This is a genomic window from Kitasatospora sp. NPDC057198, from assembly GCF_042670125.1.
Taxonomy (GTDB): domain Bacteria; phylum Actinomycetota; class Actinomycetes; order Streptomycetales; family Streptomycetaceae; genus Kitasatospora.
Map to the genome: position 1 here is coordinate 1 of NZ_JBHUWH010000219.1, position 12,553 is coordinate 12,553.

At 74.6% G+C, this 12,553-nt stretch carries 10 protein-coding genes; 5 read left to right on the plus strand and 5 right to left on the minus strand.

The annotated features are described in order from the left end of the window. Nucleotides 1-26: 26 nt before the first annotated feature. Nucleotides 27-3,146: a GH92 family glycosyl hydrolase gene (locus ACFUEL_RS23240; protein WP_380238604.1), complete on the minus strand. Its 3,120-nt coding sequence runs from the start codon at nucleotides 3,144-3,146 to the stop codon at nucleotides 27-29. A 225-nt stretch (nucleotides 3,147-3,371) separates the two neighbouring features. Between ACFUEL_RS23240 and ACFUEL_RS23245 the strand changes: the two genes are divergently transcribed. From ACFUEL_RS23245 to ACFUEL_RS23260, 4 genes are all read left to right on the plus strand, one after another. Next, entirely contained in the window at nucleotides 3,372-4,208 is an 837-nt protein-coding gene (locus ACFUEL_RS23245) for an ATP-binding cassette domain-containing protein (protein ID WP_380238606.1), read from the plus strand. Next, nucleotides 4,205-5,263, plus strand: a complete 1,059-nt coding sequence (locus tag ACFUEL_RS23250) for an ABC transporter permease (protein WP_380238607.1) — start codon at nucleotides 4,205-4,207, stop codon at nucleotides 5,261-5,263. Before ACFUEL_RS23245 ends, ACFUEL_RS23250 begins: the two co-directional genes overlap by 4 nt. A 132-nt stretch (nucleotides 5,264-5,395) precedes the next feature. Continuing rightward, nucleotides 5,396-6,379, plus strand: a complete 984-nt coding sequence (locus ACFUEL_RS23255) for an ABC transporter substrate-binding protein (RefSeq protein WP_380238609.1) — start codon at nucleotides 5,396-5,398, stop codon at nucleotides 6,377-6,379. Nucleotides 6,380-6,567: 188 nt separating this feature from the next. Continuing rightward, complete coding sequence (locus ACFUEL_RS23260; RefSeq protein WP_380238611.1) at nucleotides 6,568-7,629, plus strand: LacI family DNA-binding transcriptional regulator; 1,062 nt, start codon at nucleotides 6,568-6,570, stop codon at nucleotides 7,627-7,629. Nucleotides 7,630-7,665: 36 nt separating this feature from the next. Here ACFUEL_RS23260 and ACFUEL_RS23265 read toward each other — a convergent pair whose 3' ends face one another. Beyond that, entirely contained in the window at nucleotides 7,666-8,769 is a 1,104-nt protein-coding gene (locus tag ACFUEL_RS23265) for a calcium:proton antiporter (RefSeq protein WP_380238613.1), read from the minus strand. 86 nt (nucleotides 8,770-8,855) lie between these two features. On the opposite strand from ACFUEL_RS23265, the gene ACFUEL_RS23270 reads away from it, so the two are divergent. Beyond that, a complete protein-coding gene (locus ACFUEL_RS23270; protein WP_380238615.1) occupies nucleotides 8,856-9,728 on the plus strand; it encodes a polysaccharide deacetylase family protein in 873 nt (290 codons plus the stop codon). 68 nt (nucleotides 9,729-9,796) lie between these two features. Here ACFUEL_RS23270 and ACFUEL_RS23275 read toward each other — a convergent pair whose 3' ends face one another. Genes ACFUEL_RS23275 through ACFUEL_RS23285 form a run of 3 tightly spaced genes read right to left on the minus strand, consistent with a single transcriptional unit; the run spans nucleotide 9,797 to nucleotide 12,499 of the window. After that, nucleotides 9,797-10,843, minus strand: a complete 1,047-nt coding sequence (locus ACFUEL_RS23275; protein ID WP_380238617.1) for a serine hydrolase domain-containing protein — start codon at nucleotides 10,841-10,843, stop codon at nucleotides 9,797-9,799. A 13-nt stretch (nucleotides 10,844-10,856) separates the two neighbouring features. After that, complete coding sequence (locus ACFUEL_RS23280; RefSeq protein WP_380238619.1) at nucleotides 10,857-11,786, minus strand: DUF6895 family protein; 930 nt, start codon at nucleotides 11,784-11,786, stop codon at nucleotides 10,857-10,859. Beyond that, nucleotides 11,783-12,499: a hypothetical protein gene (locus ACFUEL_RS23285; protein ID WP_380238621.1), complete on the minus strand. Its 717-nt coding sequence runs from the start codon at nucleotides 12,497-12,499 to the stop codon at nucleotides 11,783-11,785. Before ACFUEL_RS23285 ends, ACFUEL_RS23280 begins: the two co-directional genes overlap by 4 nt. Nucleotides 12,500-12,553: the final 54 nt, after the last annotated feature.

Below are 12,553 nucleotides of genomic sequence, written 5' to 3' on the forward strand. Positions count from 1 at the left end.
GGGCGGCACCGCCGGGGCGGACCCCGCTACGCGGAGAGCGGCAGGTTCCACTTCTGGGCTGCGGTGCCGTTGCAGTCCCAGATCTGCAGTTGCACGCCGTTGGTGGTGTCGGAGGACGGGACGTCCAGGCAGCGCCCGGAGTTGGGGTTCACCAGGGTGCCGTTCACGGCCTGCCACTGCTGGGCGGCGGTGCCGTTGCAGTCCCAGAGCTGGACCAGGGTGCCGTTGGCGGTGCCCGCGGAGGTGACGTCCAGGCACTTGCCGAGCACCTGGAGGGTGTCACCGGCCCGGGTCCAGTTCTGGGCGCCGCTGCCGTTGCAGTCCCAGACCTGGATCCGGTTGCCGTTGGCCGTCCCGGAGTTGGAGTCGTCCACGCACTTCGCGATGTTCAGGCCCGAGGTGATCGGACCGGCCCCGGCACTCGGGCCGGCGGCGTACGCCTCCAGTTCGTAGAGCCGGGCGGCGGTGTCGCCGCCGGTGTTGGTCGGGGTGGAGAACACCACCCGCACGTACCGGGCCGAGCGGGCCGGGAACGGGCTGTAGGTGCGGCTGGAGCGCGAGCCCGTGATGGTGGCGGCGGTGCTCCAGGCGGTGCCGTCGGTGCTGGTCTGCACCTGGAAGGCGGCGGTGTTCCAGGCGGTGTTCTCGCCGCCGAGCCCGGCGTGCTTCAGCACCACCGAGGCCACGGTCTGCGCCGACCCCAGGTCGACCTGGAGGCTCGCGCCGGCCGTCTTCGAGCACCACTTGCTGTTGTTGCGCAGGCTGCCGTCGACGGCCTTGTCCGCGGACTCGGCCGCGGCGCACGCGGCGGAGGAGCCGGCCGCCCTGCCCAGGGCGAGGTCCGGGCCCAGCTCCGGGGCGGCGGGCAGCGGGGTCGCGCCGTCCTGGAACGAGGGCGGGACGTCACCCGCGCCGGTGCCCCAACTCGGGCTGGGCGCAGTGCCCATGGTGAAGTCGAGGGTGCCGCCGGACGCGAGGTCCGGGTAGCGCAGGTAGTTGTGGCTGGTGGCCGTCCCGTTGACCTTCAGGCCCTGCACGTAGGAGCCGGTGCCGGACGCGTTGACGGTGATGTCGCCGCCCGGGCGCCGGATCAGCACGGACGGGAAGGACGGGCCGTGCACGGCCAGGGTGTCCGCGCCGGGCGTCGCGGGGTACAGGCCGAGCGCCGCCCAGACGTACCACGCGGAGGTCGCCCCGAGGTCGTCGTTGCCCGGCAGCCCGCCCGGACCGGTGGTGAAGGACTCGGTCATCACCTTGCGGACGGCCGCCGAGGCCCCGGCCGGGTACCGGGCGTAGTTGTAGGCCCACGGGACGCCGTGCTCGGGTTCGTTGCCGATGTAGTAGTACGGCAGGCTCTGACCGGCGTTGACCTGGGTGAAGTGGTGGTCGAGCCGCTGCACGGCGGTCTGCCGCCCGCCCATGGCGTTGACCAGGTCGGCGAAGTCGTAGGGGACCATCCAGGTGTACTGGGCGGCGTTGCCCTCGGTGAAGCCGGCCTGGGCGGCCGGGTCCAGCGGCCACTGCCAGCTGCCGTCGGAGTTGCGCGGCTGCACGTAGCCGGACTCGCCGCCGTAGGTGTTGCGCCACCACTGGGCCCGGGTCATGAAGGTGCCGTAGTCCGCGGTGCTGCCGAGGGCCTTGGCGAACTGGGCCACCGCGAAGTCGGAGGCCGAGTACTCCAGCGAGTCGGAGGGGGCGCCGGGGATGTAGTGCAGGTTGGTGTAGGTGCCCTGGTTGCCGCGGATCGGCGAGCCCTGCGCGGTGCCGCCGGACGAGGACTTCTTCATCAGGGCCAGCGCGGCCGCGGTGTCGAAGCCCCGGGCCCCGAAGGCGTACATGCTGGCGACGACGATTGGGCCGGGGTCGCCGGTCATCACGAAGTCCTCGTTGGTCTGCTGCGACCACTTGGGCAGCAGCCCGCCCTGCTGGCCGTCCAGGACCATGGAGTTGGCGATGTCGGCGGCCTCGTCCGGCGCGATCAGCGCGATCAGCGCCGCCCAGGAGCGGTAGATGTCCCAGCCCGAGTAGTTCTGGTAGACGGGGCGGGCGGAGTTGTGGACCGCGCCGTCGAAGCCGCGGTAGTCGCCGTTGACGTCGCTGGCGACGTTCGGGCTCTGGAAGACGTGGTAGAGCGAGGTGTAGAACTTCTTCAGGTCGGTGGCCGAACCACCGGTCACCTGGGCCCGGCCGAGGACCCGGTTCCACGAGTCGGCGGCGGCGGAGCGCACGGCGGCGAAGTCCCAGCCGCTGTTCTCCGCGGCCAGGTTGGCCTGCGCGTTGGCGACGCTGACGTAGCTCAGGGCGACCTTGAACTGCACGGTCTGCGAGCTGCTGGTGTCGAAGGTGACGTACGCGCCGGTGTTGGTGCCGGACGTGCCGGTCGAACCGGCGCTGAGCGTGGAGCCGGACCAGGTGCCGAAGCCGCTGGGCGCCCGGTCGAAGCGGATGTCGAAGTAGATCTGGTAGGTCTTGGAGGAGCCGCAGAACCCGCCGGCGGTGACGCTGCCGGTCAGCTCCGAGCCGTTGACCCGCACCGACCCGCTGCGGTTGCCGGTGGCGCTGCGGCCGGTGGCGACGAGCAGCTGCGCGGCGCCGGTGGACGGGTAGGTGAGCCTGCCCATGCCGGTCCGGGTGGTCGCGGACAGCTCGACCGTGGTGGCGTACTTGTCGAGCCGGTTCTTGTAGTAGCCGGGGGAGGCGGCCTCGTTGGACTTGGTGTAGCCCGAGGCGTAGCCGGTCCAGTTGCTGCCGGGCGAGGCGCCCAGCGCGCCGGTGACCGGGAGCAGCGGCAGGTCCTCGTTGTTCGGGCAGCCCGCCCCGTCGAAGTGGGTGAGGCTGAAGTCCTCGATCGAGGTGTCGGAGTTGCGGTAGCCGGACGGCGAGGCCGTCGGGGTGTCGGGGCTGAACTGGACCCCGCCGAAGGGCACCACGGCGCCCGGGTAGGTGGAGCCGCCGGCGCCGCCCCCGACGGGGTTCGGCGCGTTGCTGTCGTCGGTCCCGATGAACGGGTCGACGTACGGGGTGAGATCGGCCGCCGCCGCGGCGTGGGCCGTGGCCGCGCCGAGGGCGAAGCCCGGACCGAAGGCGGTGAGCAGGAGGGTGCCGGCCACGAGCGCGGCACGGACCTTGCGGGTGGGGACGAGCATCGGAGCACACCTTCCGGTAGCGATGTGAACGTTACCGAGCGGATGGAATTGTTCCGCCGGGGAAATGTGCGCGTCAATATCGGATCACAAGGTCAACTTCCCTGTTCCGCAAGGAGTTTGAGCCACCGTGACAAGTCGCGGCGGATCCCTTGACGGCCCGTCACGGCACCACCAGACTCCCAACACTTGCGTGAACGTTACCAATCGCGGCACGGAGGTCCACCGATGTCCCAACCCCTTTTGGAAGCCCGGAAGGTGAGCAAGCGCTACGGCCGGGTGCACGCCCTCCAGGGCGCCGACTTCACCGTCCACCCGGGCGAGGTGGTGGCGCTGATCGGCGACAACGGCGCCGGGAAGAGCACCCTCGTCAAGACCCTCTCCGGATCCGCGACCCCCGACGACGGCGAGATCCTGGTGGACGGCACCCCCGTCCGGCTCACCGGGCCGCTCGACGCCCGGCGCCACGGCGTGGAGACGGTCTACCAGGACCTGGCCCTCGCCCAGGACCTCGACGCGGCCGCCAACCTCCACCTCGGCCGCGAACTGCGCCGCCCCGGCCTGCTCGGCCGGCTGGGAGTGCTGGACAACGCCGCGATGCGCCGCTCCGCCGTCACCGCCTTCGCCGAACTCGGCGTCGACCTCCGGGACGTGACCGTCCCGGTGGCCGCGCTCTCCGGCGGCCAGCGGCAGTCGGTGGCGGTCGCCCGCGCCGTCGCCTTTGCCGGCCGCGTCATCTTCATGGACGAACCCACGGCGGCCCTCGGCGTGGTCCAGCGCGGCCGGGTGCTGGAGACCATCAGGCGCGTGCGCGACCGCGGCATCTCCGTCGTCCTGATCAGCCACAACATGCCGGAGGTGCTCTCGGTCTCCGACCGCGTCGAAGTCCTGCGCCTGGGGCGGCGGGTGGCCGTCCTCGACGCCGCCGCCACCTCGGTGGAGGAGCTGGTCGGCGCGATGACCGGCGCCCTGGACCCGGCGTCGGAGCCCGACCCCGGGTTCGGCCCCGGGCCCGCCCCCGGATCCGGCTTCGGACCCGCCACCGGAACGGACGGTGCGGCATGAGCACCCAGGTGCCCGGCCAGACCGGCCGCGCGACGCCCGGCGAGGACGCGCCCCGGCCCCGGCCCGCTCTCCCCGGCTGGGCGCGCCGGCTCGCCGCCGTGAACGAGGCGTGGACCTTCGGGGTCCTGCTGCTGCTCGTCGCGTTCTTCACCGCCGCCCGGCCCGACACCTTCCTGACCCGCTACGACCTGACCCAGATCGCCACCAACGCCGCGATCTACCTGGTGCTGGGCGTCGGCATGACGTACGTGATCATCGTCGCCGGGATCGACCTGTCGGTCGGCTCGGTGCTGGTGCTCTCCGCCGTGCTGTCGGCCGAGTACACCGTCCACCACGGCGGCGCGGACGCCGGCTGGGGCACCGTCGCGGTCTCCACCCTGATCGCGCTGGCCACCGGACTGCTCTGGGGCGCCCTCCAGGGCTGGCTGGTGGCGAAGGCGAAGGTGCCGCCGCTGATCGTCACCCTCGGCGGCTTCGGCGCGGCCCTCGGCATCGCCCAGGTCGTCACCGGCGGCCAGGACCCGACCGGGGCGGTCCCCGCGCGGCTCCAGCGCACCGTCGGCTTCGGCAAGCTGTTCGGCCAGGTCCCCTGGCTGGTCGTCATCGCCTTCACCACCACCCTGGTGTTCGGCCTGGTCCTCACCCGCACCCGGTTCGGCCGCCACACCTACGCCATCGGCTCCAACCCGGAGGCGGCCCGCCGGGTCGGCATCGCCGTGGACCGCCACCTGGTGAAGGTCTACGCCCTGACCGGCCTGCTCTCCGGGCTCGGCAGCACCATGTGGCTGGCCTACTTCGGCACCACCTCGATCGCCGGGCACTCCACCGACAACCTGAAGGTCATCACCGCCGTCGTGCTCGGCGGGGCGAGCCTCTTCGGCGGCCGCGGCACCGTGCTCGGCACGGTGATCGGCGTCTTCATCCCCGCCGTGCTCAGCACCGGACTGATCATCATGGACGTCCAGCAGTACTGGCAGGACGTCGCGATCGGCGTCGTCCTGGTCGCGGCGGTGTACCTCGACCAGTTCCGCCGCCGCGGCCGCGAGCGCGGCTGACCGCCCCGCCGGACCCCGGAGCACGGCTGCCGGATCCCGGACCCCGGACCCGGACCGCGGCTGCCGCCGCAGCACCCCACCCGCCGCAGCACCCCACCCGCCCAGTTCCCCAGCCGCAGGAGGAAGTACGCCATGCCCGCAACCAGCAGACCGCGCACCCTCGTCCGCTGCTGCGCCGCCCTCGCCCTGACCGCGGCCGCCACCGCCGGCTGCGGCAGCGGCGCGGACGGCGCCAAGGGCGCCACCCTGAAGCTCGTCACCGGCGTCAAGAGCGACCCCTTCTACATCACCATGGCCTGCGCCGCCCAGGAGGAGGCGAAGAAACGGGGCGTCAAGCTCACCGTCGACGGCTCGGCGCAGTGGGACGTCGCCGTGCAGCGCCCCATCATCGACTCGGTCGGCGCGAGCCGCCCCGACGGGCTGCTGGTCTCGCCGGTCGACGCCCAGGCCCTCACGCCCTCGCTGGCACAGGTGCAGAACGCCGGCACCAAGGTCGTCCTGGTGGACACCGCCGTCAGCGACGCCTCCATCGGCGTCTCCCGGATCTCCTCCGACAACGAGGCCGGAGGGCGGACGGCCGCGAAGGCGCTGGCCGAACTGATGGGCGACAAGGGCTCGGCCATCGTGATCAGCGTCAAACCGGGCGTCTCCACCACCGACGCCCGGATCAAGGGCTTCACCGAGGAGATGGAGGCCGCCCACCCGGCGATCACGCTGCTGCCCGTCCTCTACGACAACGACCTGCCCGCCACCGCGGCCTCGCAGGTCCAGGCCACCCTGGCCGCCCACCCCGACCTCGGCGGGGTCTTCGCCGGCAACACCAACACCGCGCAGGGCGTCGCCACCGGCCTCCAGGCCGCCGGCCGGCAGGGCACCGTCAAGGTCGCCGCGTTCGACGCCGAACCCGACGAGATCACGGCACTGAAGAACGGCACCCTGGACGTCCTGGTCGCCCAGGACCCGGCCGGCATCGGCGCCCAGGGCGTCGACCAGGCGCTCGCCGCCATCGACGGGAAGCCGGTCACCGCGCGGATCGGCACCACCATGGTCGCCATCACCAAGGCGAACCTCGACGACCCCGCGGTCAGCAAGTACGTCTACCGGTCCGCCTGCTGACGGCACGTCCGGGCCCTCGTCCGCGCACCGGCCGGGCCCTCGTCCGCGGACCGGCCATGGAGCGGCCGCGCACCGGCCACGGAGCGGGCGCACGGACGAGGGCCCGCGCGCGGGCGTCGATAGGATGCACTCCCCGACCCCCGGGCCGACCGGCCGGGGCCCCGGGAGCGCGCCGAGGAGGGGACCTGTTGAAGCGCCCGACGATGAAGGACGTGGCCGAGGCCGCCGGAGTCAGCCTGATGACGGTCTCCCGCGTGGTCTCCCACGCACCCGGGGTCTCGCCCGACACCGTTGCCAAGGTCGAACAGGCCGTGCGCAGACTCGGCTACCAACGCAACCTCAACGCCCGCAACCTGCGGCAGAAGCGGCTCGGCACCTCCACCATCGGCCTGGTCGTGGACGACCTCGCCAACCCCTTCTACGCCCTGATGGCCCGTTCGATCGAGGACGAGGCGCACCGGCGCGGCTGCGTCGTGCTGGTCGGCAGCACCAACGACGAGCCGCGCCGGGAGCGCGAGGTGATAGCCGCCTTCACCGCCCGGCAGGTCGACGGCCTGATCGTCGTCCCCACCATCGGCAGCCACGGCTTCCTCCGACCGGCCATGGAGGCCGGCACCCAGGTGGTCTGCGTGGACCGGCCCGCCGAGGGCCTCGACGTGGACACCGTCACGGTCGACAACCGCGACGGCGCCCGGCACGCCGTCACCCACCTGCTCGGCCACGGCCACGACCGGATCGCCTACCTCGGCGACCGCTACGACATCTGGACCCAGCGCGAGCGCTACGCCGGATACCTGGACGCGCTCTTCGCCCACGGCCTGTCCGCCGACCCCGCCCTGGTCCGGCACGGTCTGCGCTCCCACCTGGACGCCCGGCTCGCCCTCGCCGACCTGCGCGCCCTGCCCGACCCGCCGACCGCCCTGTTCACCAGCAACGACCTGATCACCCAGGGCGTCCTGGACGCGATGGACGATTCGGACGGCCAGGACCGCCCCCGGGCCGCCGGGCGCCCCCTGCCGATGGCCATCGTCGGCTTCGACGACCTGCCGCTCGCCAAACGGCTCGACCCGCCGCTGACCGTCGTCAGCCAGGACCCGGTGGCGGTCGGCAGCACCGCGGCCAACCTCCTGTTCTCCCGGATCGCCGGCGACCGCTCAGCCCCGCGCAAGGTCATCCTGCTCACCCGCCTCGTCGAACGCCGCTCCGGGGAACGGCCGGGCCACCGTCCCGACCGGCCCGCCGGCACCTGAGGCCCGACCGGGGGCCGACCGGCACCTGAGGCCCGGTCAGGGGCTGACCGCGAGGACCAGGTACGCGCCGAGGACGGCCAGGTGGACGCCGCCCTGCAGGGGGGTGGCGCGTTTGGGGATGACGGTGAGGGTGCCGACGGCGACGGTCAGGGCGAGCAGGATCATGTGGGTCGCGCCCAGGCCGAGTTCGAGGGGGCCGGAGAGCCAGGTGGAGGCGATCGCCACCGCCGGGATGGTCAGGCCGATCGAGGCCAGCGCCGAGCCGAGGGCCAGGTTGAGGCTGATCTGCACCCGGTTGCGGACGGCGGCCCGGACGGCGGCGATCGACTCGGGCAGGAGGACGAGCAGGGCGATCACCACGCCGACCACCGCGTTGGGCAGGTCGGCGGCGGCCACCCCGCGCTCGATGGTGGGGGAGACGCCCTTGGCCAGGCCGACGACGGAGACCAGGGCCACCGACAGCAGGGCGACGCTGACCAGGGTCTCCTTCATGGTCGGCGGCTCGGAGTGCTCGTCCGCCGGGTCGACGATCTCGCCCGCCGGGGTGACCGGGAGGAAGTAGTCCCGGTGGCGGACCGTCAGGGTCGAGACGAACAGGCCGTAGATGACGATCGAGGCGCTCGCGGCGAACACCAGCTGGGTGGTGGAGAACTGCGGGCCGGGCTGCGAGGTGGTGAAGGTCGGCAGCACCAGGCTCAGCGTCGCCAGGGTGGCGATCGCGCCGAACGCCGCGCCGGTGCCCTCCGCGTTGAACACCGCCACCCGGTACTTCAGGGCGCCGACCAGGATGGACAGGCCGAGGATCCCGTTGCAGGTGATCATCACGGCCGCGAACACGGTGTCCCGGGCCAGCCCGGCGCTCTTGTCGCCGCCGTCGGCCATCAGCGTGACGATCAGCGCCACCTCGATGATGGTGACGGCCACCGCCAGCACCAGCGAGCCGTACGGTTCGCCGACCCGGTGCGCGATCAGTTCTGCGTGGTGCACGGCCGCCACCACCGACACCGCCAGGAAGCAGGCCACCAGCGTCACCACCGGCCACGGCAGGTTCCGGTGCCAGGTCGCCAGGAGCAGCAGGAACGCCAGCACCGGGGCGACGGTCGTCCACTGCAGGTAGTGCGGTCGAGGGGAGGAAGCCATACGGCCGAGCTTGGCAGATGGCACCGGCCCGGTCCGGAAGTGACACTCGTGGCGGTGGGCCCGGCGCACGGCGAGGAGCTGCGGAGATGGTCGGACGGCGGACGGTAGTGGCGGCGCTCGCGCTCGCGGCGGCGGGCTGCGCGGCACCGCGGCGGGCGGCGGAGCGGACGACGCCGGAGCGGACGATGCCGGAGCGGACGGCGGCTCCTGCCGCGCCGTCGGGCCCGACGCCCGGCCCGGCGTCCGACCCGGCCCGGCCGCCCGCGCCGCCCGCCCGGGAGCAGGTGCTGGCCCGCTACGCCGGGCGGGCGCCGCAGCAGTGGGGCACCGACCTGCCGGGCGTGGCGGCGACCGTCCCGGACGGGGCGCTGGCGCTCACCTTCGACGCCTGCGGCGGCCCGGGCGGGGACGGCTACGACGCCGCGCTGATCGGCACCCTGCGCCGGCTGCGGGTGCCCGCCACGCTGTTCCTGAACTCCCGCTGGGTGGACGCCAACCCGGGCCCGTTCGCCGAACTGGCCGCCGACCCGCTGTTCGAACTGGGCAACCACGGCACCGCGCACCGCCCGCTCTCGGTGACCGGCCGTTCGGCGTACGGCATCACCGGGACGGCCGATCCGGCCGCCGCGTACGACGAGGTGGCGGCCAACCGGGCGAAGCTGACCGCGCTGCTGGGGCGGGCACCGGGCTGGTTCCGCGCGGGGACGGCGCACTACGACGAGGTCGCGGTGGCGCTGGTGGCGGAGCTGGGCGAGCGGGTCGCCGGATTCGCGGTGAACGGGGACGGCGGGGCGACGTTCACCCCCGGGCAGGTCGCGGAGACGCTGGCCGCCGCGCCGCCCGGGTCGATCGTGATCAGCCACTTCAACCACCCGGCCGCCGGCACCGGCGAGGGCTACGCCCGCGCGCTGCCCGCGCTGCTGGACGCGGGGCGGCGCTTCGTCCGGCTGTCCGACTAGCGCGGACCGACTAGCGCGGACCGACTAGCGCGGGCCGGGCGGCGGGAGGGCAGCCGTGCCGTGGTGGTTCAGGCGGGGCGCCCGGCGGTCCGGAGCAGTTCGTAACCCGCTTGGACGAAGCGCCCGTTCGGGGTCGGGCCGGTGTTGGCCAGGGCCGCGACCGCGACCGCGTCCCGGGGGGAGAAGCCGACGAAGGCGGTGAAGCCGCGGGTGCCGCCGGAGTGGAAGTACACGTCCCGGCCGGCGGAGCGGCGGCGGTTCCAGACCAGGCAGAGCAGGTCCTCGGCGCCGGAGGAGCCGGTGCCCGGCAGGCGCAGCCGGGGCCGCTGGACGTCGCGCAGGGCGGTGGCGAGCCCGGTGGGGCCGGGGTCGAGGTGGGCGCGCAGGTAGTGCAGCAGGTCGGTGCCGCTGGAGCGGACCGCGCCCGCCGCCGGGAGGGCGGGGATCCGCCAGGGCGGCAGCGGGCGGCCGTGCCGGTGGCCGGTCGCGTGCGGGCCCGGGCCGGGGGCGCAGGTGGTGGAGCGCAGGCCCAGCGGGGCGAGGACCCGGTCGGCGAGCAGGTCGCCGTAGGGCCGGGCGGCGCGTTCGGCCAGGGCGCGGCCGAGCAGGCCGACCCCGTAGTTGGAGTAGCGGTAGTGGCGGCCCGGGTCGGTGCGCACGGTGGTCCTGGCGAGGGCGGCGCGCAGCCGCCGTTCGTCGAAGGCCGCGTACGGGTTGCTGTTCCAGGCGGGGAGGGCGGTGGCGAGCAGGCCGGGCGGGAGCCGGGGCAGGCCGGAGGTGTGGGTGGCCAGGTGCAGCAGCCGGATCGGTTCGGCGGAGCGGACGGCCGGCGCGGGCCAGTCGGCGGGCAGCAGGCCGTCCACCGGTTCGTGCGGGGCGAGTTCGCCGCGGGCCGCCATCGCGGCGAGCAGCAGCGCGGTGAACGTCTTGCTGACGGAGCCGAGTTCGAAGACGGTGTCCGGGGTGCAGGCGGCCGCGCCCCGCCCCCGGCCGGTGCGCCCGAAGCAGTGCACCTCCTCCCGGCCGCCGGCCAGCACGGCCACCGTGACGGCGGTCGCGGACGACGCCCCGGCCGCCCGGACCGCCGCCGCGAGCGCGGCCCGCTCCCCGTTCACCCGGCCGCCCCGTTCACCCGGCCGCCGTCGCGCGCAGGGACCGGGCGAGGGTGACGTCCCCGGCGACCACCGCGACGACGGCGGTGTGCTGGTGGTCGAGGAAGACCCGTTCGCGGTCCCCGTCGACCGGCTCGCCGTCGCGCGGCAGCAGCCCGTCCTCGTGCTGGACGGCGGCCAGCGCGTCCCAGCCCTGGCGTCCGGTGGCCGGTTCGCCGATGCAGGCGTCGACGACCAGGAGTTCCGCGACGAGGTCCCACTGGCCGATCTCGGCCCACGCGTCGAGCCAGACGGGCAGCCAGTCCCGGACGTAGTCGCGCATCGGCTCGGGCAGGCCGTCGGGGCGGGCGCCCCAGTCGGTGAGGTGGAAGACGGTGTGGGTGACGTCGTACCCGGTCATCCAGTTCACCGCCCAGGGTTCGGGGCGGGCGCCGAGCCAGGTGCCGCGGGCGAGCGCCTCCCAGTCGGGGTGGTGGTCGAGGCCGACGACCCGGCGGGCGTTGGCGACGCCCAGGCGCCGGTTGGGGCGGATCTCCTCGGCGTGTGCGGCGCGCAGCCGGGCGAGCGAGTCGAGGAGTTCCTCCAGCGGCGGGTGCCGGTAGCCGGCGCGGGCGAAGTGGCCGTAGGTCTCCAGCGGGTCGGTCATGGTGAAGTGGTGCAGCTGGCGTTCGTACAGCAGGTCGCCCTCGCGCAGCTGGGCCCAGCAGCCGTCGAGCAGTTCGCGGGCGGCCCGGGTGTCGGCGGGGCCGCTGACGCCGTCGCGCAGGACGAGGGAGGCGGCGAGGGCGACCTCGCCGAGCGGCTTGTAGGCGTTGTCGACGTCGGCGAAGTCGATCAGGGTGTTGGCCGGGATCCGGCCGAGGCCGTCGCGGTGGGCGGCGTGCAGCCAGGACAGCGCGCGGGAGCCGAGCCGTTGCGCGGTGCCGAGGACGTGGGTGTCGATCATGCGGTCCGCCTCCCGGGGCCGGGGGCCGCGAGCAGCCGGTGGGCGACGGCCAGGCCCAGCGCGGTGCGGGCGCTGCCGTCGCCGGCCAGCCGGATCCGGTCCAGCACGGGTTCGACCTCCAGGCGCGGCGGCAGGCCCTCGGCGGCGGACCAGGCGAGCCAGCGGGCGAGCCGGGCCGCGGTGGCCAGGTCGCGGCGCAGCAGCGAGCGGACGGTGCCGCGGGCGAGGGCCAGCGGGTGGGCGCGGGCGCCGTCGTGCACCGGCCCGTCGAGTCCGGGCAGCGCCAGCCCGGCCAGTTGGGACATCAGCACCGACCAGCCCTGCCAGCCGGTGTCCGCGGGGCCGGGCGGGGCCGGCGGCGTCGGCGCGCCGTCCCCGTACGGGGTGCGGGCCAGGAGGCGGGCGGCGCCCCAGTCCTGCCAGGCGAGGACGAGGGCGGCCCGCTCGGACGGGGCGGCCGGGGCGGGGAGGGTGCGGCGGGCCTCGGCCAGCAGCGCGGCGGTGGGCCCGTCGGGCGCGGCGCCGGCCAGCAGCCGGGGGGCGAAGAGGTCGGGGCCGAGGACGCGGGCCGCGGCCAGCAGCGGGCGGGGTGCGGTCGCCGCCGGGGGCGGGGGCGGGGCGGTGTCGTCCCGGAGGGCGTCGAGGGTGCGGCGGGCCAGGTGTTCGACGGCGGCGGCGTACTCGTCGCGCAGCGGGGTCTCGGCGAATGGCATGGCGGGCCCTTCTGGTGCGGGGTCTCCCGGTGCGGGGCCGGGCCGGTCCGCGCG

What these genes read in the sequence shown, in the direction of transcription:
- ACFUEL_RS23240 (WP_380238604.1), bottom strand. Translation starts at nt 3,146, where the DNA reads ATGCTCGTCCCCACCCGCAAGGTCCGTGCCGCGCTCGTGGCCGGCACC.
- ACFUEL_RS23245 (WP_380238606.1), top strand. Translation starts at nt 3,372, where the DNA reads ATGTCCCAACCCCTTTTGGAAGCCCGGAAGGTGAGCAAGCGCTACGGC.
- ACFUEL_RS23250 (WP_380238607.1), top strand. Translation starts at nt 4,205, where the DNA reads ATGAGCACCCAGGTGCCCGGCCAGACCGGCCGCGCGACGCCCGGCGAG.
- ACFUEL_RS23255 (WP_380238609.1), top strand. Translation starts at nt 5,396, where the DNA reads ATGCCCGCAACCAGCAGACCGCGCACCCTCGTCCGCTGCTGCGCCGCC.
- ACFUEL_RS23265 (WP_380238613.1), bottom strand. Translation starts at nt 8,769, where the DNA reads ATGGCTTCCTCCCCTCGACCGCACTACCTGCAGTGGACGACCGTCGCC.
- ACFUEL_RS23270 (WP_380238615.1), top strand. Translation starts at nt 8,856, where the DNA reads ATGGTCGGACGGCGGACGGTAGTGGCGGCGCTCGCGCTCGCGGCGGCG.
- ACFUEL_RS23280 (WP_380238619.1), bottom strand. Translation starts at nt 11,786, where the DNA reads ATGATCGACACCCACGTCCTCGGCACCGCGCAACGGCTCGGCTCCCGC.
- ACFUEL_RS23285 (WP_380238621.1), bottom strand. Translation starts at nt 12,499, where the DNA reads ATGCCATTCGCCGAGACCCCGCTGCGCGACGAGTACGCCGCCGCCGTC.